This window comes from Cupriavidus sp. HMR-1, from assembly GCF_000319775.1.
In the GTDB taxonomy this organism is placed as follows: Bacteria; Pseudomonadota; Gammaproteobacteria; order Burkholderiales; family Burkholderiaceae; genus Cupriavidus; species Cupriavidus metallidurans.
In genome coordinates this window covers 1-23116 of the sequence record NZ_ANKP01000078.1, presented here as the reverse complement: position 1 = coordinate 23116, position 23116 = coordinate 1, and the positions used below count along the sequence as shown (strand labels likewise).

Sequence of the window (23116 nt, the reverse complement as noted above, 5' to 3'; positions counted from 1 at the left end):
TGCACCCAAAAAGAAAACTCAAGGAGACAAGATGCTGCATTCCGCAAAGATGCTTTTTCTGGCTGTTGCCGTGTTCGCCGTGTCAAATGCCGCGTCCGCGGCAGATCAGCCCATCCGCTTGGTCGTGCCATATCCGCCGGGCGGCGCGGCGGATCAGATCACCCGGCTGGTGACCAGCGATGCGTCGAAGTTCCTGAAGGCGACGATCGTCATCGACAACAAGCCAGGGGCAGCGGGCATCATCGCCGCGGAGACCGTGGCCAGATCCGCGCCCGACGGCAAGACGCTCCTGGTCGGCTCGAATGCGCCCCTGGTGATCAACAGCGCGATCTACGAAAAGCTGCCTTATGACCCGGCGCGCGATTTTGTGCCAGTGGCGGGGCTGGGCAAGACGCCGCTGATGCTCTCGGTGCGGGCGGAACTGCCGGTGAAGTCAGTCAAGGATCTGGTGGCACTGGGAAAGAGCCAGCCCGGGAAGCTGACCATGGGCTCGGCGTCGAGCGGCAACATCACGCACCTTGCCGGCGAGAACGCATCAAGCAAGCTCGGCGTGAAGGTCACCCATGTGCCGTTTGCGGGTAGCGCGCCCGCCATCGTCAGCCTGATCGGTGGGAACATCGACCTGATCTACGACGCATTGCCGTCCTCCATGCAGCAGGCCAGGGCAAACCGGATTCACGCGCTGGCCATTCTCGATACGAACCGCTTTCCACTGTTGCCGGACGTGCCCACCATGCACGAACTGGGCTACTCGGGGACCGAGGCAAGCGCCTGGTTCGGTGTGGTCGCGCCGGCCGGCACGCCCGCCGCGCCAATCGCGGCGATGAACAAGGCGATCAACGACGCCCTTCGCAATCCCGAGCTGGTCGAGAAGCTACGCGCAATCGGCGCGCAGCCGATGCCGGGATCTCCCGCGAGCTTTGGGGAATTCATTAACGAAGAGCGCGCGCGCTGGATTCCCGTGGCGAAATCGCTCAACGTGAAGGCGGACTGAAGCATGCAGGCGCTGAGTTCTGTCGAGGCCGTCAAGGCGCTTCGCGACGCGCCGGCCGCGGTGAGCGACTACATCGTGCTGGACCAGGAGACGATCGATACGTTCGCTGGGCTGACCGGCGATCGTCAATGGATCCACGTCGATCCGGTACGCGCTGCAGCAGAGTCGCCGTTTGGCTGCACGATTGCTCATGGACTCCTGACATTGTCGATGGTCACCACGGCGTTCACCCAGTGCTTCTCGTTTCCGGGCCGCAAGATGTCCGTGAACTACGGGTTCGACAAGGTGCGTTTCACTGGTGCCGTACCCGCGGGCGCCCGGGTGCGCGGTGTGTTCGTCCTGCAACGCGTCGAGGATGTCCGGCCGGGCGAGATCAGATGCTTTTGGCAAGTGGAAATGCAGGTGGAAAACAGCGAGCGTCCCGCCATGGCGGCGACGTGGCTGGTGCAGATGCGCTACTGAAAACACAGGAGACAAGCAATGACGGTACTGGAAGTCAGGCACGTTGGAACGACCGCCGTGGTGACGATGAATCGTCCGGAGCAGCGCAACGCGCTCGACATGACGATGCGGGACGCCTTTGCCGAGGTCATTCCGGCGTTGCGCGATGACAAGGCGGTAAAGGCCATCGTGCTGACCGGCGCTGGCGGGCACTTCTGCGCGGGGGGCGATGTGAAGGCAATTGCGGCCGGGCAGGGTGGCGAGCGCGACATCTTCGAGGGACGCGAGCGCATTCGCAAGATCCATCGCTGGTCCGACGAATTGATCGACATGGAGAAGCCGGTCATCGCGGCCGTGGACGGCGTGGCGTTCGGCGCGGGACTCTCGCTGGCGCTTTGTGCGGACTTCATCCTGGCATCGAAGCGGGCCACATTCTGTTCGGTGTTCTCCCGCATCGGATTTGTGCCGGACGTCGGGGCCTTGTATCTGCTGCCTCGCTGGATCGGTCTCGCGCGCGCCAAGGAACTGGTCTTCTCCGCGCGCGTCGTGAAGGCCGATGAGGCGCTCGACCTTGGGTTGCTCCATTCGATCTCCGAGGACGATGTCGTGGCCGATGCCATTGCGCTGGCGAATCGCTTCGCGCACGCCCCGACCGACGCCATCGGCGCGGCGAAGTCCGTGATGAACCGGGCGTTCGAGTCCGACCGTCATACCGTCCATGCACAGGAAGCGATGCTGCAGGCCATGTGTCGCGAGAGCGCCTATCACCAGGAGGCGGTCCGGCGGTTCATCGACAAGGAACCCGCGAAGTACCAGTGGTGAAGACTGCCACCGTGAACATGATGTGAGGCACCGGCTGCCGGCGTGTTGCGGGCACGCGGCAGCACCGTGCCGGCTTTTGCACTGACGCCTTGCGGCAGTGCCAGATCAGGAGTTTTCGTTGAATCATCTACTCGATACCTTTCATCTCGCGCAGTTGCCCCCGGAGGCGGAGGCGTTTCGTGCCGAGGTGAAGGCCTTTCTGGCGGACATGCAACCCAAGGCCCCACCGAGCAAGCGGGCCAGGTCGTGGATGGGCTTTGACGCTGATTTCAGCCGGAAGCTTGCCGGCCGCGGATGGGTAGGCATTACCTTGCCCGCGCAGTATGGCGGGGCCGGCCTCGATCCGTTCCGACGATTCGTGCTGGTCGAGGAGTTGCTGAGTGCTGGAGCGCCCGTCGCGGCGCACTGGATCGCGGATCGGCAAAGCGGGCCGCTGATCCTAAGGTACGGGACAGAGGCGCAGAAGGCGGCTTACCTGCCGAAGATCTGTCGTGGCGAGGCATTCTTTTGCATCGGCATGAGCGAGCCGAACTCCGGCTCCGATCTGGCGAGTGTCCGGACGCGCGCGACACCGGCTTCGGATGGCTGGGTCCTGAATGGCCAGAAGATCTGGACGACCAACGCGCAGCATTGTCAGTACATGATCGCGCTGGTCCGTACTTCAGGTGTTCCCGAGGACAAGCAGAAGGGGTTGTCCCAGTTCATCATCGATCTTTCCCTGCCCGGCGTGACGGTGCGTCCCATCCGGGACCTCACGGGCGATGCGCACTTCGCCGAGGTGGTATTCGAGAATGTGGCGCTGCGGCCGGATGCCCTGATTGGCGAAGAAGGCAGTGGTTGGGAACAGGTGAACGCGGAACTGGCTTTCGAGCGTAGCGGCCCGGAGCGCATCTATTCCAGCATCGTCCTGCTGGATGCCTGGATCGAACAACTTCGCCGCACGGAAGCGACCCGAGACCAGGTGGCCGCGCTTGGCCGCTTCGTCACGCATGTGGCGACGTTGCGCAACATGTCGATCGCCGTGACATCGAAGCTGGCACGCCATGAGAGCCCGGTGGTCGAGGCCGCGTTGGTCAAGGACCTGGGCACCGAGCTGGAGCAGGCGATTCCGGCCTATCTGGAAGCGGCGATTGCCTCGGACCCCGAGTCGGCCGGCGATGGCGAGCTGCTGCGCACGGTGGCCTATCTGAGCCAGATTTCCCCGACGTTCTCGTTGCGTGGCGGCACGCGAGAGATTCTCCGCGGCATGATCGCCCGTAGCCTCGGGCTGCGCTAATACGAGGGAGGACAGTGAATGTTCGTAGAAGCCATCGCAGATATCCTGAAAGACCGTTTCTCGCCGCAGGCGCTCCGGAAGTTTGAACAAGGCGTTGAAGTCAGGGAGGCATGGAGCGCCATCGAGGAGGCGGGATTTCTCGAACTCCTGACGCCCGAAGAAGCTGGAGGCGCCGGGCTGGCGTTGGGCGAGCTGTTTCCGATACTTCTGGAGATCGGAAAGCACGCGGTGCCACTGCCGATCGGCCAGACCATTGTGGCACGGGCGATTCTCTCGAAATCCAGGGGCGGGGCACCCGCGGGCATGATCACGATCGCGCCAAGATGCCGGCGCGAACCGGACGGCAGCCTGCGCATCGCCAACGTGATCGGTGGCGTGGTCGCGGACCATGTACTCGTAGGCTGTGGCGATGCGGTGCTCTTGCTGGATTGCAGCACGGCGCAGCGGGACTGGATCGGGGTGCACGGCAGTCTCTGCGCGGATTTGACGTGGGTGCGGAGTGATGCCGTGCCTGTCGAGGGCGTCACGGTGGACGAACTGGACGCCTGGGACGGCGCCGTGCTTGCCGTGCTGATGGCGGGGGCGGCCCGACGCGCGGGAGATTTGACCCTCCAGTATTGCCAGGACCGTTCGCAGTTCGGACGGTCGATCGGCAAATTCCAGGTCATCCAGCATCAGCTTTCGGTGATCGTCGAGCACATTGCCGCTATGTCCGTCGCCGCGCAAATGGCTTTCGCGGGTGGGGAGCGGCGCCCGGGGGGACTTGCTGCCGCCGTGGCGAAGGCCCGCTGCGCGGAGGCCGTGCAGGTTGTCGCGGCGGCCGCCCACGGCCTCCACGGCGCCATCGGCATCACGGAGGAGTATGACCTGCAGCTGCTCACGCGATGCCTGCACGAATGGCGCATGGCGCACGGGTCGGAGTTGTACTGGAATCGCGTTGTCGGCATGGCGATTCTGGGGCGCGATGGCGTGAAGGTGAGCGATTTCGCACGTCAGGTCTAGGCGCTCGGGTGTACGCATAGTCTGGCGCGAATAGTTCGTTCGAACGTCGCCGGCATGGCCGGCGCGGAACAGAATGGCTGTGTCGCGTCCCCACCGAGGAGTCAACACGTGGATTTCCGCTTCAGCGAAGAACAGGTCATGCTGCGCGACACGCTCGCGCGCTACCTGTCCGATCACTACACGTTCGATGCGCGCCAGGCTGCCGTGCATTCGGCCGCCGGCTGGCGTCCCGACTGCTGGCGCGCGTTCGCGCGCGACCTTGGCCTGCTTGGCATCGGGATTCCCGAGCGCTTCGGTGGGCTGGGCGGCGGCATCGTCGACCACATCGTGGTGATGGAACAGTTCGGCCGCCATCTTGTGCTGGAGCCCTACCTTGGCACGGCCATCCTTGCAGTTGATGCGCTGCAATATGCCAACGAGACGCTGGCCGCTGAAGCGCTGCCCGCCATCGCGGCAGGCGAGCTGGTGGTCGGCTGGGCGCACGCCGAACCGGAATCGCGCTACGGCATGATGGTGCGAACATGCGCGGACGCTGCGGCCGGCGGATACCGGTTGCATGGACGCAAGGCGCTTGTCACCGGCGCGCCCTGGGCCACGCACTTCATTGTCAGCGCGAACACGGATGCCGGTCCGACGCTGTTCTGGGTCGAACGCACGGCGCCGGGCCTGACGTTGATCGAAGCCCCCACCTTTGACGGCGGCCGTACTGCTGACCTGATACTGGCCGACGTGCCGGTGAGCGCCGCACAAGTGCTGGGAATGCCTGGCGGCGCATTGCCGCTGCTGGAGCAATTGAGCGACACCGCCACCGTGGCGCTGTGTGCCGAAGCCACCGGCGCCACGGCGCGAATGCTGGAGGACACCGTCGAGTACGCGCGTCAGCGCCAGCAGTTCGGGCAGGCCATCGGCAGCTTCCAGGCGCTGCAGCATCGCATGGCCGACATGTACATGTTGCACGAGCAGGCCGTCGCCCTCACACAGGTGGCTGCCATGCGTCTTGCTGGCGAGCCACATGAGCGCGCGCTGGGTGCCAGCACCGCCAAGGCCCATGTCGACGAAGCAGGCCGCCGCATCGGGGAGGGCGCGGTGCAGATCCACGGCGGCATGGGCGTGACCGAGGAAACGGCGGTCGGCCACTACTTCAAGCGTGTCACCGCCATCGGCCTGCAGTTCGGCAACGTTGCCTACCATCTGCGCCGTTGTGTCGACCTGCGCTACCCGGCCAACGCATAAGGATCGCCATGGATATCGACGACTCTCCGCAAGACCTGCAGTTTCGCGCCGAGGTGCGCGCCTGGATCTCCGAAGCGTTTGATGACGAGCTTCGCGCCATGATGGCGCAATCGAAGAACGGCCATCTCGACAAGGCGGCACAGGTACGCTGGCAAAAGGCGCTGCACGCGCGTGGCTGGGCCGCACCGAATTGGCCGCAAGCACATGGCGGCCCTGGTTGGACACCCACGCAACGTCACCTCTTCCAGAGCGAACTGGCCGCCGCCGGTTGCCCGGCAGTGTCGCCGATGGGGCTCAAGATGGTGGCGCCCGTCATCATGAAGTACGGCAGCCCCGAGCAACAGGCCCGCTTCCTGCCGCGCATCCTGGCGTCCGACGACTGGTGGTGCCAGGGCTACTCCGAACCGAACTCAGGCTCCGACCTGGCATCGTTGCAGATGCGCGCGACACGCGGCATCGATGCGGATGGCGAGCACTACATCCTCAACGGTTCGAAGATCTGGACGACGCACGCCCAGTGGGCCGACTGGATGTTCTGTCTGGTGCGGACCTCGCGCGAGGGCAGGCCGCAGGAGGGGATTACGTTCCTGCTGCTCGACATGCGCACGCCGGGTATCACCGTATCGGCGCTGCCTACGCTCGACGGCCCGATGGAAGGCCAGCAGGAGGTCAATCAGGTTTTCTTTGACGATGTGCGCGTGCCGGCCGCCCAACGCATTGGCGACGAGGGCATGGGCTGGACCATTGCCAAGTACCTGCTCGAGTTCGAGCGTGGCGGTAGCTTCGCGCCGATGCTGCACCGGCAACTGGACAAGGTGGTTGCCATGGCCGCCGCTCAGCCCGGTGAGGATGGCACCGGGCGGCTGATCGAGGATCCCGTCTTCCGGCAACGGCTGGGCGCCATGTATGTGCGCGTGGCGGCGGCCGAGGCGGCGGAGTTGCGGCTGTTCTCCGGCGTGGCCTCGGGTACGTCGATTGGCGCGGCGTCGAGCATGATCAAGTTGGTCGGAACCGAGACGGCACAGGCCATCTCCGAGCTAGCCGTCGACGCGCTCGGACCCTATGCGCTGCCATTCGTGCGGGATACCTGGGCCGAGATCCAGGGACGCGCTGCCGACCCGCGTCTGGGCCCCGACGATGCCGCCCCGATCGCGCCGCGCTACTTCAACTACCGCAAGGCATCGATCTACGGTGGTTCGAGCGAGGTCCAGCGCAACATCATCGCGCGACAGGTATTGCGGCTCTGAGCGCCCGCTTTGGCGTCCCTCGACGCCATTTGTCACCAGTACCCATCCTATCAATCAGAAAAGGAGACAAGGCTCATGGAGACGGAATACCTCGCGACGCTGCCCAGCGCGATTCGCCACTTCGCCCGGGAGCGGGCCGGGGCCATTGCGTACGCCTTCGAAGGCCGCGAGACCACGTTTGCCGATTTCGATCGCCATACGGATCGTGTGGCGCAGGCCCTGCTGGCCGACGGCGTGAAGGCTGGCGACCGCATCGCCTATGTCGGCAAGAACAGCGACCACTATTTCGAACTGTTCTTTGGCGCGGCCAAGATGGGGGCCGTCATTGCGCCGGTGAGCTGGCGGCTGGCAGGGCCTGAAATCCAGTACATCGTCTCGCACTGCGACGCGACGCTGGTCTTTGTAGGGCCCGAGTCATCGGCATCGGTTCGCAACCTGCTGCCAGCGCTGCCACTGGTGCGCCGCGCCGTGGCGATGGAGGGCGGGGAGCCAGACTGGCCGACCTACACGGACTGGCGCGACGCCTGCCCGGATACGCCACCTGCGCACGAAGCGAAGCCCGCCGACGTGGTGCTGCAGCTCTACACCTCTGGCACTACCGGACGTCCCAAGGGCGTGATGCTGATGCATCGCAACCTGACCAGTGGTACCGAGATCTCGCTGCGCGAAGGCGCCGACTGGTCGCTATGGAACGACGATGATGTGTCGCTGGTGGCCATGCCGGTGGCGCATATCGGCGGTTCGGGCTGGGGCGTGCGCGGTGTTCTAGTCGGCTGCAAGGGTGTCGTGGCGCGCGAATTCGATCCGGGCAAGGTGCTCGACTATATCGAGCATGACCGCATCAGCAAGCTGTTCATGGTGCCGGCCGCGATGCAGATCGTGCTGCGCGATCCGCGCGCGCGCCAGGTGGACTATTCACGCCTCAAGCACATGCTGTACGGCTCGTCGCCAATTCCCGCGGCGCTGCTGCGCGAGGGCATGGCGGTGTTTGGCTGCGGCTTCGTGCAGCAGTACGGCATGACGGAGACCACGGGCACGATCGTGGCACTGCCGCCCGAAGACCATACGCCCGCCGATGTCCCGCGCATGCGCGCCGCCGGCAAGGCCATGCCCGGTAGCGAGGTGGCGGTGGTCGGGCCGGATGGCCAGAGGCTGGCTGCCGGCGAGGTGGGCGAAGTGGTGATCCGCTCGCCGCAGAACATGGCGGGCTACTGGAAGCAGGAGGAAGAGACCGCCCGCACCATCGACGCCGACGGCTGGCTGCGCAGTGGCGATGCCGGCTACATGGACGCGGACGGTTACCTCTATATCCACGACCGGGTCAAGGACATGATCATCAGCGGCGGGGAGAACATCTACCCGGCCGAGGTGGAGAGTGCCATCTACGGCCACCCGGCCGTTGCCGACGTGGCCGTGATCGGTGTGCCGGACGAGCGGTGGGGCGAGGCGGTCAAGGCGATGGTGGTGCTGCGCCCGGGTGTGGCCGCTGATGCCGACAGCATTCTGGGCTGGGCGCGCGAGCGCATCGCGGGTTTCAAGGTGCCCAAGAGCATCGACTTCATCGACGCCATGCCGCGCAATCCATCCGGCAAGCTGCTGCGCCGGGCGCTGCGGGAGCCGTACTGGACGGGCCGCACCCGGCAGGTGAACTAGGCACTCCGGGGCCGGGGAAGGGCACATCCGGCGGCAGATGCCGCCGGGCGGTCGAGGTCGGGGTCGCCCTCCGGGCCATACCCGGTCGATGCGCCACCCGATGCGTCGTCCCCCCGCGGCGGTGCCGCCGTTTGATCTGCCGCAACACTACCTATGGTATCGATATAGATAATCCATCCCATATTTTGTGCGTAAGCACGGGAGGGGTGCGATGCAGCAGAACATCCGGGGCGCGACGACTGTCGACGTCGAGTCGTCCATCAATGAATACCTGGACCGCAAGGACTGGCGGATTCACGCCAATGCCAACCAGGGTTATTCGCTGGGCGGCCTGATCCTCAATGTGGCCGGCAAGGTCACCGCCAACTACTGGCTTTCGCATGTCTACGCGCCCGAGGCTGGCGCCGCGCACCGGGAAGGCGACCTCCATATCCACGATCTCGACATGCTGTCCGGCTACTGCGCCGGCTGGTCGTTGCGCACTCTGCTCCATGAAGGCCTCAACGGCGTGCCTGGCAAGGTGGAAGCCGCGCCGCCGCGGCATATGTCGAGCGCAGTCGGGCAGATCGTGAATTTCCTGGGGACGATGCAGAACGAATGGGCCGGCGCGCAGGCCTTCTCGTCGTTCGACATCTATATGGCGCCCTTCATCCGCAAGGACGCGATGACGTACCCCGAGGTCAGGCAGCACATCCAGGAGCTGATCTACAACCTCAACGTGCCGTCGCGCTGGGGCACGCAGACGCCATTCACTAACCTGACGTTCGACTGGACATGTCCCGACGATCTCAAGGAACAGGTGCCCGTCATCGGCGGCGAGGAAATGCCGTTCCGCTATGGCGACCTGCAGGCGGAGATGGACATGATCAACCGTGCGTACATCGAGGTGATGACGCAGGGCGATGCCAAAGGGCGCGTCTTCACGTTCCCGATCCCCACCTACAACATCACGCCGGATTTCCCGTGGGAAAGCGAGAACGCCGCGCGGCTGTTCGAGATGACGGCGAAATACGGCCTGCCGTACTTCCAGAACTTCGTGAACTCGGACCTGACGCCCAATATGGTCAGGTCCATGTGCTGCCGCCTGCAACTGGATCTGCGTGAATTGCTCAAGCGCGGCAACGGTTTGTTCGGCAGTGCGGAGCAGACCGGGTCCCTGGGTGTGGTCACCATCAACTGCGCGCGACTCGGTTATCTGTATCGAGGCGATGAAGGCGCACTACTGAGCCGGCTTGATTCACTGCTGGACATGGGCCGCGACACGCTGGAGGCCAAGCGCGAGCGTATCCAGCAACTGATGGACGAAGGGCTGTTCCCCTACACGAAGCGCTACCTGGGCACACTGCGCAATCATTTCTCGACGCTTGGCGTGAACGGCATCAACGAGATGATCCGCAATTTCTCGGGCGATGCGTACGACATCACTACGGAAGCCGGGCACGCGATGGCGGTGCGTCTGCTGGACCATGTGCGCGGGCGGATCGTCGAATTCCAGGAAGCCACGGGCCACATGTACAACCTGGAGGCCACGCCCGCGGAAGGCACCACGTATCGCTTCGCGCGTGAAGACCGCAAGCGCTGGCCTGACATCCTGCAGGCCGGCACGGCCGATCAGCCCTACTACACGAACTCGTCGCAGTTGCCCGTCGGCTTTACCGACGATCCATTCGAGGCGCTGGCACGTCAGGAATCCCTGCAATCGAAGTACACCGGGGGCACGGTCCTGCATCTCTACATGGGCGAGCGACTGTCCAGCGGCGAGGCCTGCAAGCGGATGGTGCGTCGCGCGCTGGAGTCGTTCCGGCTGCCTTACATCACGATCACGCCGACGTTCTCCGTCTGCCCCAAGCACGGCTATCTGGCCGGCGAACACCGCTTCTGCCCGAAGTGCGACGAGGACATTCTCGCGCGCAAACGCGCCGCGCTGGCGGCGTGAGGTTTCCCGATTTTCAACCCGACGTTTCGCACATGAGGAGCAACGCCATGACTGATCTCGCTGTCGCCCGCCATTTCTCGATCGAACCCGCACTGACACTCAAGGACGAAGAGCGCCAACCCTGCGAAGTTTGGACCCGCGTGATGGGCTACCACCGTCCGGTGGCGAGCTTCAACACCGGCAAGAAGGGCGAGCATGCCGAGCGCACGTTCTTCGATGAGGCCCGCTGCGCGGCCTGAGCCCATCTTGGCAGACCTGAAAGTCGGCGGTTTCACACCGCTGACCAGCATCGACTTTCCCGGGCGGCTGGCCGCGGTGGTGTTCTGCCAGGGATGCCCCTGGCGTTGCGACTACTGCCATAACCCGCATCTGATTCCGGTCGGCAGCCCGTCAGCGCGGGCCTGGGAAGACGTGCTGGTATTCCTGGCGCGGCGGCGTGGCCTGCTGGATGGCGTGGTGTTTTCCGGCGGAGAGCCCACGCTGCAGGCCGCGCTACCCGCCGCCATGCGCGATGTGCGGCAACTGGGTTTCGAGGTCGCCCTGCACACGGCCGGCATGTATCCGGACCGCCTGGAGGCTGCGCTGCCATGGGTCGACTGGGTTGGCTTCGATATCAAGGCGCCCGCGCACCGCTACGACCACGTGACCGGCACGCCCGGAAGCGCCACACGCGTGATGGACTCGCTGGAGCGTCTGGTGGCAAGCGGTGTCGCCTATGAATGTCGCACGACCTGGGACCCCGAGCTATTCGATGAGGCCGAATTGATGGCGCTGCTGCATACGCTGGCGGAGAAGGGCGTCCAGCGCTGGTCGTTGCAAGTCTGCAATCGCGCCGGAATGCCGGTGCCGCACCCGGCGGGGATTGCAGACCGCATCGCAGCGGCGTGCCCGCGGATTGCCGTGCGAATGCAAGCCTGATTTACTCAGCCACGAAGCGTTGCCACGCGCCGGTTTCCTGACACACGCCAACCCTTTCGCAATGTAGTCGGACCTGCTCTTCGTCGAGATCGCGTGCAATTGATACGTCGCTGTCGAACGCGATCTTGAGCGCCCGTGCCACGTGGGCATTCTCGATGGGAAGTTCCCAGGTCAGGAATAGCTGGGTGCAATCCTGATTCGTCGGAAAGTCGGCGGCATTGAAACGGCTGCTGCCGCGCGGAATCACTGCGTGAGGCTGACAGGTATCGAAGATCAGCACCGTGCCCCGCTGCAGCGGAATACGAAGATCCAGCAAGGGGAAGTGGACGTCCTGTCCCTTGTCATCGCTCAGGAAGAGATTGCAGAATGCGGCGCCGCCATACTGGTCGCCGTCATGGTGATACCGCGCCCCGCGACAGACCATAAGCGCGACATCGCTCGCGGCCAGCACTTCGGGCAGGCCGAGCGTGCTTGTCCAATCCGAGACGGCGCGCACGCAGCACGAATAATCCGACCAACGCGCGCGTGCTCGCGCCAGGGGCATGACCTCGACATCCCCCACTTCCAGGTTCATGTGATGTGAGATTTCGCGCGCCCAGTCTGCGGTCAGCCGGGCGGGGGGCTCTGGAATGTCGACGGTGCCGGAGAGCACGACGTCACTCACGCGCCGGCTGCGAATGGCGTCGCCACTCCAGTAGTAGGCGGTGAGGGAATCCTGAAGATGAGGTTGCGGGTGGCTGCGGCTCATAGGCTGCAGTGTAATGCGTTAGCCGGGGCCGTGGGGACGGCCCCAACTGTGGAAACGCTACCAGGTGTACTTCACGCCCACACGAAGCGCGTACTGGTAGAAGCTCTGCGCGCCCCACGCCCCCGACACATTGGTCCATCCAGTCCAGCGCTTGCTGAACTGGGCATTGGCACCAATCTTCACCTCGTAGCGGTTGCTCGGATACATGCTGCCCAGCGGGAGTTCGTTGAACGAGATGTTGCTGGATACACCGGTGTGCCACCAGTTCAGCGTCAGGTAAGGCTGCCACGTGGTCTTGCCTTCCTCGCGCACATACGTCCGGTGAAACCGCACGCCCAGGCGCGAAATCCAGCCGTGGGAGTTCGCCCCGTTGATCTGGGTGCCGTTGGGCTCGGTGATGTTGTCTTCGTTGTAGCCCACGTAGATCAACTGGCCCTGCGGCTCGACGATCCAGTTGCTGCGCGTCGGGATGGCGTAGCCGGTCTCGCCCGAGACGGCCCAGCCGGTAGCGTTGTAGCGCACGGTCGGCAGCAGTTGGCCTTCGACGCGATTGGCGAACCAGCCGTACTGGAACCAGGTGTCGACGTAGGCGCCCAGCTTCTGCTCGTCGTTCTGGTACCACGTGCCGTAAGCGCCAACGCTCCAGCCCTCGACCTTGCCCTTCGCGCTGAACGGGTTGCCCCGGGCGTTCGCATCGGTGCTGGCAAAGCCGTAGCTACCCATCACGCCAAGGTGCCCGCGATCGTTGCCGTCGTCGCGGAACAGCTTCCACTTGGCCAGTTCGGCGCCGCCGTGCAGCAGGAAGGAATCGGTGCTGGTCTTGAAGACGCCGTCGGCGCTATGGCTGCCCTCCCATTTGCCGACCATGCGCAACCAGCCGGAGCGGGGTTTGTCGTCGGCACGGTCGAAGCCTTGTTCCTCGACATACTGCGGCTCGCCCAGGCGGTCGTGCAGGCTGTGGACGAACATCTGGCCGGCCAGGCGCTGATTGGCCAGATAGGCGGCCACTTCGGGGCGGTACAGTGGATCCGGCGTTGGTGGCGCGGGGGGAGAGGGCGGTTCCGGTGGCGCGGGCGGCGTGGGCGTCTGATCGGAACGCAGGTACCACGAATTCGCATCCGTGCCGTCGTTGGCGCCACGGAACAGGCGATACTCGTAGGCACCCGCGACGGCACGGCCATCAAGCGCGAACGCTCCGGCGGCGGTGGTGCCGCCATTGGTCGCGTTCACTACCTGAATGCCGTTCGCCACGGTCAGCGCGCCGGCGCCTCCGGCATTGTTGATGCGCAGTTTCGAACTGCCGGTTGCCGTGCCGCCATCGACAACGAGCTTGTCCGACGGCGCGCCGTCGCTTGCCAGTACCGTGTTGAGCGCGATGGTGCCGTTACCGCTGTAGTTCTGCACCGTCAACGTCTTGAACGTATTGTTGACCGGCGCAGCGAAGATGATCTGGCTCGGGTCATTGACCAGCGTGGACAGATTAGAGTTGTCGGTGAGGTTCCAGGTGCTGTCCTTGAGCGTCAGGTTGAACGTGGATCCGTCCTTGCGCGTGGTGGCTCCGGTGAACACGGAGCCGGGCGTCATTGTGAGGTTGATCTGTGCGTTGTTCTGCGATTGCAGATTGGCGATCACATTGAACAGGCCCGTACCTGAAATGCTGGAGTTCGCGCTGCCCAACACACCGAAGGCACTCTGGTCGGCCAGGCGGATCGTGGCGCCGTTGAGGACAACGGTACCGGCCTGATCGGCGAACACGGCGTGGGCGCCGCTGCCATTAGTCGTGATCGAGGTCGGACCGGAGAGCTGGATAGTGCCGTTGTAGGTAGCGGGCGAGGTCTTGCCAGAGGCATAGACGCCGTACGCATTCGCGCCGCTGGTAGTGATGGTTGCGCCGTTCTGAATGTCAACCAGGCCACCAATGCTGCGGACACCGCCCGAGGTCGCCTGCGTCGTGTTGACAGTCAGCAGCCCCTTGAAGGTGGTGGTCCCGCTCAGCGCGCTGTTGACGCCCCAGGCGCCAACGGTTTCGTTGGAACCGGCGGCGGACCCTGGCCTGTACCACGTCACGCTTCCGCTGCCTCCAGTCGTGTTGACGTTGACCGGCCCTTGAAACGTCATGGTCCCGCTATTGCTGTCGTTGTAGATGCCATGGGCGGCAGGGCCGCTGGTGGTGATCGTGACCGGACCGCCAAAGGTCATTGCAGATCCACCACCGGCGATCCGGCTGGCGCTGGTATTCCAGATGCCGTACGCGGATTCATAGGTGTACGAGAGGAAACTGCTTCCGACCGGCGTGATGCCGCCCACCGTGTTGATCGTAGTGGCGCCCGTGACGTTCAACGTCCCCAGAATCCCGCGAATCCCCGCAGAGCCGACTCCCGAAGCGCCGGCAACCGGATTCACGCCGGTTTCAATCGACAGGTCGCCGTTGAGTTGTACGGTTCCCGCATCGAGTCGTATCCCGAATCCCTGGTCTCCATATGTATGAATGGCGGAGTTCCCGTTCGCGGTAATGGTGCCGCCGCCGACGCCGGTCCACATCCCGTATCCGCGCCCCTGGCTTGCTGCCAGCTGCGAGTTGCCCGTGATGGTGACGGCTCCGGAATCGGCCCGCAGGGCGGCCGCTTCATTGACGTTGTTGATGCCTGAGTTCTGGCCGTTGATCAGTGAAATCTGTATCGGCTGCCCCTGGCTGTTAACGTTTGCAATGGCGTTTGCGGCGGCCGCGTAAATCCCGGAGCCTGCCACGCTATCCACATTGATCGTTAGCGCGTTGTTGGCGTTGAAGGTGCCGCCGCTGTTCACGCGAACGCCGTTGTAGAACGTGTTGGCAGTGCCGCCCGGCAGCGCGTTGATGACCGTGCTGCCATTCGTCGTGACGGTGCCGCCATCGACGAAGATTGCACCCGCGTTGCCGGTGGCGACCGTACTACTGATGTTTGCCGCCCCAACTGTTACCGAGCCGGCCGATGACGTATGAATTCCACCCTGACCGCCGGTCAGGGTGACGGTGTCGGCCGAGATGCTGGAGCCGCTTCCGGAAGCATCGAACACGTACCCACTGCTGCCGTTGATGCCGAAAGTGGACGTGCCTGTGAACGCGACGCTGCCACCGCCGGTAGCCTGTACCGTGGGAGTGCTCGACCCGGCGGGGATCGTGCCGGAGATGCTACTGCCGGTATAGGTCACGCCAGGTCCTGTGGCGCGGATGATCGCCACGCTACTGGCAGAGGTTCCGTAAGCGTGATTCGGCGTATCAACGAAGGTATTTCCCTGGCCAACACCCTGAATAAAAACCTGGGCGATGGCGGGCTCGTATTGCATCAGCAAAAGCACTGCCACCGCCGCAGACGTTGCCTTCAGTCTCGGCCTTCTATGTCGGGAGGAAATTGGGATCGATCTGATCGTCATGCTCTCTCCAGTTAGTCGACTTGCTGATGGTCCGAAAGCGAGCCCGTGCGAGACGGGGAGACTATTGCCGGGGTCTGAAGGCTCCGGAGAGGCGGGTCCCGCGACACGTGGCAAAGATCGTGTTGATGGAGCGCCTCATGCAGATTAGTGTCGTAAAGGAATATTTTTGTGTGAAACTTTTAATATCTTGATATTAATATTTTATTTTAATTTATGATTATTGATCCACGTGATGACGGGGTGTCAAATCCAGCAATCAAGCCGAATCTCTGCCGTGCAATCCGATCGTGGGCGACGGATTAAATGCCGGAATTACGAAAATCTGATTTTTGAGATTTAGTTATTCGACATGGTTTTCGCGTGGCGATCGCTCATTGCATCCGCGCCTCGAAAATGCCGATCATGCGCAGGGCCAGCGGCGAGAGATAGGCACCCGCCCGCGACATCACGCCCACCCGTCGGCCCAGGTCTAGGGCATCAGGCCGCAGTGCGATGGGGCGCAGGCCCGCCTGGGCGCCATTGCTGGTTGATCCCGCGATGCAGAGCATTTCGGTGCCGCGCACCAGATCGAAGAGGGCCGTGCTGCCGAAGTCGGTCTCCACGCGCAGGATCGGCGCGGGCAAGCCCAGTTCCGTAAAGGCGGCGTCGATCTGCTGGCGGATCAGCACGTGCGCGCTAGGCAGCAGCCACTGCTGGTCGGTCAGGTCCGCCAGCGTCAGGTTGCGTCGTCGTAGCAACGGATGATTCTCGTCGGCCACCACCGCCAGGCGATCGGTGAACAGCTCACGCGATACCAGGGCCGGGTTTGCCTGACGCGGCAACGGGGCGATGGCCAGGTCGAGTTCGCCGGCCTGCAGCAGGTCCATCAACTCGCGCGCCACACGCATCGTCAGGCGCAGCCGTGCCACTGGCCGCTCGCGAATCAGTTGCCGGCACGCGCCCAGCACCAGCGCATTGGGCATCGACGGGGAATAGCCGAGGCGCAGCATCCCTTGTTCGCCGGTCTGGATGCCGCGCATTTCCTTGATCGCGTCTTCATATTCCAGCCGGATCCGGCGTGCCCGTTCCAGAAAGACCGCTCCCGCCTGCGTGACGCGCATACCCAGCGTCGTGCGTTCGAATAGCGGTACGCCCAGTTGCGCCTCCACGCGCTGCACGGCCTTGGTAAGTGCCGGCTGGGTCATGTCCAGCGCCTCGGCGGCACGCCCGATGCCACCGTGGGCTTCTACAGCCAGCACGTATTCCAGATCGCGAGTCTCCATCGCACATTCCTGATGTTTATGACTTTATTCCAGTCAATGCATTGTAGTGATGCCCGTCATCTTACAGACTGGGCGCACAAACACCAGACAAGTTGCAAGGAGACATGCATGACGTTCGCCTACTTCCTCAGGCGCGCCGCTCGTTACTGGGGCGATAGTCCGGCCGTGCTGTACCGGGATCGCGTGCTGACCTATCGCCAGCTCGACGAGCGTTCCACGCGGCTGGCGAACGCGCTGCTGGCACTGGGCCTGACCCGTGGCGACCGCGTGGCGATCCAGGCGCGAAACTGTCCGGAGATCGTGGAGATCGAATGCGCGCTGTACAAGGCCGGGCTGGTCAAGGCCGCGCTGAATCCCCGCTTCACTGCCGAAGAGGCGTCGGATGTCGTGGAAAACTGCACGCCGCGCGTGATGATCGTCGGCCCCGGCTACACGCGATACCAGCGGGAATCGCGCGGGTTCGGCTGCGTGGAGCATTTCTTTGCGATTGCCGGGGCGGAGGGCCAGTACGGTGCCTATGAAGCACTGATCGATGGCGGCGCCACCACCGCCATCGACTATGTGCCACAGCCAGACGACCTCGCCGTGCTGCATTTCTCGTCGGGCTCCACCGGCAAGATCAAGGCGGCAATGCAGAGCTATGGCAACCGGCTGGCGTCGATGCGCAAGATGATCCTGGGCATGGATCGCCCTGCACGCCCGGGCGATCGCCTGGCGTTGATCGGGCCGATTACCCATGCGTCTGGCATGTTGATGCAGCCGTATCTGTTCCTTGGCGCCACGCTGGTCCTGTTCGAGAAGTTCGAGCCCGCGCACTTCCTGGCCGAGGTGCCGCGTCTGAACCTGACGCACGTGTTCATGGTGCCGGCGATGATCAACCTGCTGCTGGCCGAGCCCACACTGGCCACGGCAGACCTGAGTTGCCTGAAGACGCTGGCCTACGGCGCCGCGCCCATGGCGCCCGCACGCATTCGCGAGGCGTGGGAACGCATCGGTCCAATCCTGTCGCAAGGCTACGGCGCCAGCGAATCGACGTCCGGCGTTACCCGGCTATCCACGGCGGATCATGCCGAGGCACTCGCGCGGCATCCAGAGCGGCTGGCATCGTGCGGTCGCGCCATGGGGGAAACCGAAGTGCGGGTCGTCAACGAACGCGGTGAGGAGGTCAGCGACGACGAGATCGGCGAACTCGTGATTCGTGGCGAGGATGTGTTCCAGGGCTACTGGGGCGAGCCCGGTCTCACCAGCGAAGTACTGATCGACGGCTGGCTGCACACCGGCGACCTGGCGCGTGTGGATGCCGATGGCTACCTGTACCTCGTCGATCGCAAGAAGGACATGATTATCTCCGGCGGCTTCAATGTGTACCCGACCGAGGTGGAGGCGACGCTGTACCAGCATCCGGACGTCATGGAAGCCTGCGTGATCAGTGTGCCCGACGAAACCTGGGGCGAAAGCGTCAAGGCCGTGGTGGCGCTGTGGCCGGGCCGGCAAGCCAGCGCATCGGAGTTGATCGGCCATTGCCGCGCGCGCATTGCCGACTACAAGTCGCCGCGCACGGTCGATTTCGTGGCCGAACTGCCCAAGAACGCAAGCGGAAAGCTGGCGCGCAAAGTCGTGCGGGAACAGTACTGGGTGGGCGCCAGCCGCCGCGTCAATTAAGGGACACATCATGTTCGATCACCTGACCAACCCCGTGCTGCTGGAAACGCGCGCGGCGATCCAGCGCTTCATCGACGAGGAACTGCGGCCGCTGGAGCGCGAGCTGGATCTTGGCGCGGAAGACCCGTGGCCGCGCGAGGTGCTGCGCAACGTCTGGCGCCGTTCCAGCGAACTCGGGCTCTACGCGGCCTGTCTGCCCGTGGAACTGGGCGGCAAGGGTCTCAATATCGCGGAGCAGTGCGCGCTCAAGGCCGATCTGGCCGCCAGCGGGGCGGTGTTGGCGCCGCACGTGCTGGGTGATCTCGGCGGGCCGCCGCGCGTGGGTAACATGCTCAAGTACGCGACGCCCGACCAGATCGAACGCTACTTCCAGCCGGTCATTCGCGGAGAGAAGTCCACGTGCTTCGCGCTGACGGAGACGCATTCTGGCTCGGATGCGCAGAGCATTCGCACCAGTGCCGTCGTAGATGGCGATGATCTCGTTATCAACGGAGAGAAGCACTACATCAGCGGCGCGCCGTTCGCGGACTTTGCCATCGTGATGTGCGTGACCGATGCCGCCACCGCGCCACCGGCGATCACGGCGGTCCTCGTCGACCTTGATCTGCCGGGCGTGACTGTCAGCACCGAGTACGTACCGATGTCGGGCCAGCATATTGACGGCGATATCCGCTTCGAGAACGTGCGTGTGCCGCGTGCGAACATCTTCGGTGGCGAAGGGCGTGGCTTCAAGCTCGGCATGTCGCGTATCAACGTCAACCGGCTGTTGCATTGTCCGTCGATGCTGGGGCTGGCCACGAGTGCCTACAAGGCGTCAGTACAGTACGCGGGCACGCGCCGCCAGTTTGGTGGCCCGATCGCGCGTTTCCAGGCCATCCAGCACATGCTGGCCGATATGGCCGCCGCGCTGTGGGCGTGCGAGAGCATGATCGCGCAGACTGCGATGCTTGCCGATGCCGGCGCTGACCTGCGGATGAAGGCGGCGGCGTGCAAGCTGTTCGTGTCGGAGCGCTGCTTCGAGGTGGCGGACAAGGCGGTGCAGATTCACGGCAACGTGGGCGTGACGCGCGGCCATCCGGTGGAGCAGACCTGGCGCAAGCTGCGCATGTTCCGCATCTTCACGGGCACCAGCGAGATCCAGCGGAATACGGTCGCCAAGGCGATTCTGGATCCCACTGGGGCATGACCATCTGGCCTGATCGGGTCTGACCTGATCGACGGGCCTCAACGCATTTGCGTGGCGACATTGCGATACAAGACAATGCGCCGCATGACAGGAGACAAGCATGAATCGTCGTCAGTGGTTTGCCACAGCAGGCGCCGTGGCCGGTGCCACGGCCCTGAGCGGCATGATGAGCCGCGTGGCCAGCGCAGCCGCGCCCTATCCATCGCGCCCGATCCGTCTGATCGTGCCGTTCATCGCGGGAACCGCGCCCGACTCGATGGCCCGTACGATCTCCGCCGAGCTGGCGCCCGTGCTGGGCCAGCCGTTGGTGGTGGAAAACATCGGTGGCGCGGGCGGCATCATCGGCGCTCGGGCGCTGAAGCGTGCCGAGCCGGATGGCTACACGCTTGGCGTGCTGGCCAACCAGCACGTGATCAACGTCCACCTGTATCGTGACCAGCCGTATGACGCGACCAAGGACTTCACCGCGATTTCGGCGCTGTCCGGCGGCCCGGTAGTGTTGGCCGTGCCGGCCTCGTCGCCATACAAGACAGCGCGTGACCTGATTGACGCAATGCGCCGGCAGCCAGATGGCTTGAACTATGGATCGGGCGGAAAGGGCAGTGTGTCGCACCTGGCAGTGGAGTCGCTGCTCCACCAGACGCGAACCAAGGCGGTTCACATCCCCTACAAGGGTGCCAGCGAAATTGTCACCGCGATGATGAGTGGGCAGACGCAGTTCGGCATGCCCGTTCTATCGACAGCGGCACCGTTCCTGCGTAACGGACAACTTCGTTCGCTGGCGGTGTCGTCAGCCGCGCGGTCGATCTATTTTCCCGACGTGCCGACGCTGGCGGAATCGTTGCCGCCAGGCTTCGTGCTCGACAACTGGAGCGGCCTGTTTGCCCCGGCTGGCCTGCCAGCGCCGCTGACGAAGAAGTTGTTCGATGCCATGGCCGCATTGCAGGCCAGTGGGAAACTCGATGCGTCGATGAAGGCAAACGCGGGAGAGATTCGCAGGAGCGCATCGCCCGCCGAATTCGCGCAGATGGTAGCCGCGGATAACGCCCGCTACGACAAGCTCATCGGCGAGATCGGGATGCGGGGGGAGGTGGGCTGAGACATCCGGCAGCCCGCACGGGCGGGCACCGATGGCACGCGACATCATTGCCACGCTCGGCGCTTGAACCGGGGTGACCGGATCTCCGGTCAGCGGGAAAGCGTGCTGTACCAGAAGGGCAGTGCCGCGGCGGCCATCGCCACGGCCAGCGGGGCGAGTTGAGCCAGGCCGGAGAGCACTGCGTGTAGGGCGGATCGTTGTGACATGGCGGCGACGGAGTGAGAATGTCGTGGCATCATGCGCTGTCGAACCTGAACCGCGCCTGAGCGCGGCGTTCAGCTTCTGTTCAGGCTTGCCCCCGCAACATGCGCCCCATGAATGCCTTGACACGCTGGCTGCGCCCCGCAGCGCACATCCTGATCCTCGTTGCCGCGCTCGGCCCTTTTGGCACCGCCGGCATCGCCCATGCCGATACCGATGCCGACCGCGCCCGCGAGGCGCTGCGCTCGGGCGAGATCCTGCCCCTGTCCCATATCCTCGAGACCGTTTCGAACCAGTACACGGGCGATGTCATCGACGTCAAGCTGGACCGCGATGACGGGATATGGACCTATGAAGTCAAGCTGCTGCTGCCGAACAGCGCGGTGGCCAAGCTCAAGTACGATGCCCGCAACGCGCGCCTGCTGAAGGCAAAGGGGCATGACCTCGACAAAGCCCGCAAGCCCTGACGACGATGCGCATCCTGCTGATCGAGGACGAAGCCACACTGGCGCGCCAGCTTGCCGATACGCTGTCTCAGGCAGGGTATGTGGTGGACCACGCGTCAGATGGCATCGACGCCGAGCATCTCGGTACCGAGAATCCCTATGATGCGGTCATTCTTGACCTGGGCCTGCCCAAGCTCGATGGCCTGACCGTGCTCAAGCGTTGGCGCCAGGCCGGCAACGGCGTGCCGGTGCTGATTCTGACCGCGCGCGACAGTTGGGTGGAAAAGGTGGAAGGCATCGACGCGGGCGCGGATGACTATCTCACCAAGCCGTTCCGTGCCGAGGAACTGCTGGCCCGTATTCGGGCGCTGATCCGTCGCTCCACCGGGCATACCTCGCCCGTTCTCGCCTGCGGCCCGGTCACGCTGGCGCCCGCCACTGGTCAGGTCAGCGTGGACGGATCGCCCATCATCCTTACCGCCCACGAGTACAAGGTGCTCGACTACCTGATGCACCACCAGGGTGTGATCGTCAGCAAGACCACGCTGACCGAGCATATCTACGCGCAGGACCACGACCGCGACAGCAATACCATCGAGGTATTCGTCGGTCGCCTGCGACGCAAGCTGGGCGTCGATGTCATCGAAACGGTGCGTGGCCTCGGGTACCGGCTGCGCCCGCCGGAACACGGCGCATGAAGCGGCCCACCATCGCGGGCCGGCTGCTGCTGATCGCCACCCTATGGGTGGTCGGCACGCTATGCGCGACGGGCTGGGTGCTCGATACCCTGTTCGGTCGCCATGTCGACAAGACTTACGTGACCGAGCTGGACCGGGATCTGACCAGCCTTGCCGCCGCGCTCGAATGGAATGGCCACGGCCAGCTGGAACTGACGCGCCAGCCCGCCGATCCGCGCTTTGAACGGCCGTACTCGGGCGCCTACTGGCAGGCCGCGTCGGGCACGCAATCGCTACGGTCGCGGTCGCTGTGGGACATCGATATCCCCACGACGATCGAGCGCAAGATTCCGGCGGGAGACGCCGATATCCGGAACGGCCCGGAAGGCCAGTCGCTGCTGGTGAAGTCCCGCAGGCTCCAATTGACCGGGGATGACGCGTACGTCCAGATCACGGTGGCACTGGATCGCACCGAACTGCGGGACGCCAAACGCTCGTTCCGGCATCTGTTGTGGCTGTCACTCGGCATCCTTGGTGTGGGCATTCTCGGCGCCGTCTGGGCGCAGATCCGCTTTGGGCTGGCGCCGCTGAGCCGCCTGCGTGCGGCGGTGGCAAAGCTGCACGGCGGTGGCGACCCCACGTTGCAGGGAGTATGGCCGGCCGAAGTGAAGCCTCTCGTCGATGAGATCAACGCGCTTCTCAAACGCAATCACGATGCCGTGGAGCGGTCGCGCAGGCAGGCGGCGGATCTGGCCCACGCGGTCAAGACGCCGCTGGCGATCCTGGCCAACAGCGCCACGGCCTTGCCCGGTCCGCTCTCCCAGAGCGTGCTGCAGCAGGTGGACGCGATGCGCCAGCAGGTGGACCGGCATCTGTCGCGGGCCCGCGCAGTGGGTGCCGCC

Annotated in this window: 20 protein-coding genes; 17 read left to right on the top strand and 3 right to left on the bottom strand. The window is 64.3% G+C overall.

Features of this window, described 5'->3' with window-relative positions:
* The first annotated feature begins 31 nt into the window (after nucleotides 1-31).
* From D769_RS11825 to D769_RS11775, 11 genes are all read left to right on the top strand, one after another.
* Entirely contained in the window at nucleotides 32-994 is a 963-nt protein-coding gene (locus tag D769_RS11825) for a tripartite tricarboxylate transporter substrate binding protein (RefSeq protein ID WP_008645288.1), read from the top strand.
* Between the two features lie 3 nt (nucleotides 995-997).
* A complete protein-coding gene (locus D769_RS11820) occupies nucleotides 998-1456 on the top strand; it encodes a MaoC family dehydratase (RefSeq protein ID WP_008645287.1) in 459 nt (152 codons plus the stop codon).
* Between the two features lie 18 nt (nucleotides 1457-1474).
* A complete protein-coding gene (locus D769_RS11815; protein WP_008645286.1) occupies nucleotides 1475-2257 on the top strand; it encodes an enoyl-CoA hydratase/isomerase family protein in 783 nt (260 codons plus the stop codon).
* A gap of 118 nt (nucleotides 2258-2375) precedes the next feature.
* On the top strand, nucleotides 2376-3533 hold the full coding sequence (locus D769_RS11810) for an acyl-CoA dehydrogenase family protein (protein WP_008645285.1): 1158 nt from the start codon (nucleotides 2376-2378) through the stop codon (nucleotides 3531-3533).
* Nucleotides 3534-3551: 18 nt separating this feature from the next.
* Nucleotides 3552-4535 carry an acyl-CoA dehydrogenase family protein gene (locus tag D769_RS11805; protein WP_008645284.1) on the top strand — a complete coding sequence of 328 codons (984 nt, stop codon included), beginning with the start codon at nucleotides 3552-3554 and terminating at the stop codon, nucleotides 4533-4535.
* Between the two features lie 108 nt (nucleotides 4536-4643).
* On the top strand, nucleotides 4644-5768 hold the full coding sequence (locus tag D769_RS11800; protein WP_008645283.1) for an acyl-CoA dehydrogenase family protein: 1125 nt from the start codon (nucleotides 4644-4646) through the stop codon (nucleotides 5766-5768).
* A gap of 8 nt (nucleotides 5769-5776) precedes the next feature.
* Nucleotides 5777-7015, top strand: coding sequence for an acyl-CoA dehydrogenase family protein (locus D769_RS11795; protein WP_008645282.1), 1239 nt, complete (start codon nucleotides 5777-5779; stop codon nucleotides 7013-7015).
* Between the two features lie 75 nt (nucleotides 7016-7090).
* A complete protein-coding gene (locus D769_RS11790) occupies nucleotides 7091-8668 on the top strand; it encodes a fatty acid--CoA ligase (RefSeq protein WP_008645281.1) in 1578 nt (525 codons plus the stop codon).
* 211 nt (nucleotides 8669-8879) lie between these two features.
* The gene (locus D769_RS11785) at nucleotides 8880-10604 is read left to right on the top strand and encodes a ribonucleoside triphosphate reductase (protein WP_008645280.1); all 1725 of its coding nucleotides are present in this window, start codon (nucleotides 8880-8882) and stop codon (nucleotides 10602-10604) included.
* 47 nt (nucleotides 10605-10651) lie between these two features.
* Nucleotides 10652-10843 carry an anaerobic ribonucleoside-triphosphate reductase gene (gene nrdD, locus D769_RS11780; RefSeq protein ID WP_008645279.1) on the top strand — a complete coding sequence of 64 codons (192 nt, stop codon included), beginning with the start codon at nucleotides 10652-10654 and terminating at the stop codon, nucleotides 10841-10843.
* The gene (locus tag D769_RS11775) at nucleotides 10821-11522 is read left to right on the top strand and encodes an anaerobic ribonucleoside-triphosphate reductase activating protein (RefSeq protein WP_234707072.1); all 702 of its coding nucleotides are present in this window, start codon (nucleotides 10821-10823) and stop codon (nucleotides 11520-11522) included. Before nrdD ends, D769_RS11775 begins: the two co-directional genes overlap by 23 nt.
* 1 nt (nucleotide 11523) lies before the next feature.
* Here D769_RS11775 and D769_RS11770 read toward each other — a convergent pair whose 3' ends face one another.
* The 3 genes from D769_RS11770 to D769_RS11760 form a co-directional block, all read right to left on the bottom strand.
* A complete protein-coding gene (locus tag D769_RS11770; RefSeq protein ID WP_008645275.1) occupies nucleotides 11524-12270 on the bottom strand; it encodes a hypothetical protein in 747 nt (248 codons plus the stop codon).
* A 57-nt stretch (nucleotides 12271-12327) separates the two neighbouring features.
* Nucleotides 12328-15459, bottom strand: coding sequence for an autotransporter outer membrane beta-barrel domain-containing protein (locus D769_RS11765; RefSeq protein WP_241227853.1), 3132 nt, complete (start codon nucleotides 15457-15459; stop codon nucleotides 12328-12330).
* 593 nt (nucleotides 15460-16052) lie between these two features.
* Nucleotides 16053-16943, bottom strand: a complete 891-nt coding sequence (locus D769_RS11760) for a LysR family transcriptional regulator (protein WP_008645272.1) — start codon at nucleotides 16941-16943, stop codon at nucleotides 16053-16055.
* Between the two features lie 108 nt (nucleotides 16944-17051).
* On the opposite strand from D769_RS11760, the gene D769_RS11755 reads away from it, so the two are divergent.
* From D769_RS11755 to D769_RS11730, 6 genes are all read left to right on the top strand, one after another.
* Nucleotides 17052-18605: an AMP-binding protein gene (locus D769_RS11755; protein ID WP_008645270.1), complete on the top strand. Its 1554-nt coding sequence runs from the start codon at nucleotides 17052-17054 to the stop codon at nucleotides 18603-18605.
* Nucleotides 18606-18615: 10 nt separating this feature from the next.
* A complete protein-coding gene (locus tag D769_RS11750) occupies nucleotides 18616-19791 on the top strand; it encodes an acyl-CoA dehydrogenase family protein (protein ID WP_008645269.1) in 1176 nt (391 codons plus the stop codon).
* Between the two features lie 100 nt (nucleotides 19792-19891).
* The gene (locus D769_RS11745; protein ID WP_008645268.1) at nucleotides 19892-20890 is read left to right on the top strand and encodes a tripartite tricarboxylate transporter substrate-binding protein; all 999 of its coding nucleotides are present in this window, start codon (nucleotides 19892-19894) and stop codon (nucleotides 20888-20890) included.
* Nucleotides 20891-21204: 314 nt separating this feature from the next.
* A complete protein-coding gene (locus D769_RS11740) occupies nucleotides 21205-21558 on the top strand; it encodes a PepSY domain-containing protein (RefSeq protein WP_008645267.1) in 354 nt (117 codons plus the stop codon).
* A gap of 5 nt (nucleotides 21559-21563) precedes the next feature.
* A complete protein-coding gene (locus D769_RS11735; RefSeq protein WP_008645266.1) occupies nucleotides 21564-22235 on the top strand; it encodes a response regulator transcription factor in 672 nt (223 codons plus the stop codon).
* Nucleotides 22232-23116 (top strand): HAMP domain-containing histidine kinase (locus D769_RS11730; RefSeq protein WP_008645265.1); only part of this gene is annotated, 885 nt, incomplete at its 3' end. The genes D769_RS11735 and D769_RS11730, both read left to right, overlap by 4 nt.

Bases quoted from the DNA above. Each gene is read 5' to 3' on its own strand.
- D769_RS11750 (WP_008645269.1), top strand. From the start codon at position 18,616: ATGTTCGATCACCTGACCAACCCCGTGCTGCTGGAAACGCGCGCGGCG.
- D769_RS11790 (WP_008645281.1), top strand. From the start codon at position 7,091: ATGGAGACGGAATACCTCGCGACGCTGCCCAGCGCGATTCGCCACTTC.
- D769_RS11770 (WP_008645275.1), bottom strand. From the start codon at position 12,270: ATGAGCCGCAGCCACCCGCAACCTCATCTTCAGGATTCCCTCACCGCC.
- D769_RS11740 (WP_008645267.1), top strand. From the start codon at position 21,205: ATGAATGCCTTGACACGCTGGCTGCGCCCCGCAGCGCACATCCTGATC.
- D769_RS11805 (WP_008645284.1), top strand. From the start codon at position 3,552: ATGTTCGTAGAAGCCATCGCAGATATCCTGAAAGACCGTTTCTCGCCG.
- nrdD (WP_008645279.1), top strand. From the start codon at position 10,652: ATGACTGATCTCGCTGTCGCCCGCCATTTCTCGATCGAACCCGCACTG.
- D769_RS11760 (WP_008645272.1), bottom strand. From the start codon at position 16,943: ATGGAGACTCGCGATCTGGAATACGTGCTGGCTGTAGAAGCCCACGGT.
- D769_RS11745 (WP_008645268.1), top strand. From the start codon at position 19,892: ATGAATCGTCGTCAGTGGTTTGCCACAGCAGGCGCCGTGGCCGGTGCC.
- D769_RS11815 (WP_008645286.1), top strand. From the start codon at position 1,475: ATGACGGTACTGGAAGTCAGGCACGTTGGAACGACCGCCGTGGTGACG.
- D769_RS11735 (WP_008645266.1), top strand. From the start codon at position 21,564: ATGCGCATCCTGCTGATCGAGGACGAAGCCACACTGGCGCGCCAGCTT.
- D769_RS11755 (WP_008645270.1), top strand. From the start codon at position 17,052: ATGACGTTCGCCTACTTCCTCAGGCGCGCCGCTCGTTACTGGGGCGAT.
- D769_RS11825 (WP_008645288.1), top strand. From the start codon at position 32: ATGCTGCATTCCGCAAAGATGCTTTTTCTGGCTGTTGCCGTGTTCGCC.
- D769_RS11785 (WP_008645280.1), top strand. From the start codon at position 8,880: ATGCAGCAGAACATCCGGGGCGCGACGACTGTCGACGTCGAGTCGTCC.
- D769_RS11795 (WP_008645282.1), top strand. From the start codon at position 5,777: ATGGATATCGACGACTCTCCGCAAGACCTGCAGTTTCGCGCCGAGGTG.
- D769_RS11820 (WP_008645287.1), top strand. From the start codon at position 998: ATGCAGGCGCTGAGTTCTGTCGAGGCCGTCAAGGCGCTTCGCGACGCG.
- D769_RS11775 (WP_234707072.1), top strand. From the start codon at position 10,821: ATGAGGCCCGCTGCGCGGCCTGAGCCCATCTTGGCAGACCTGAAAGTC.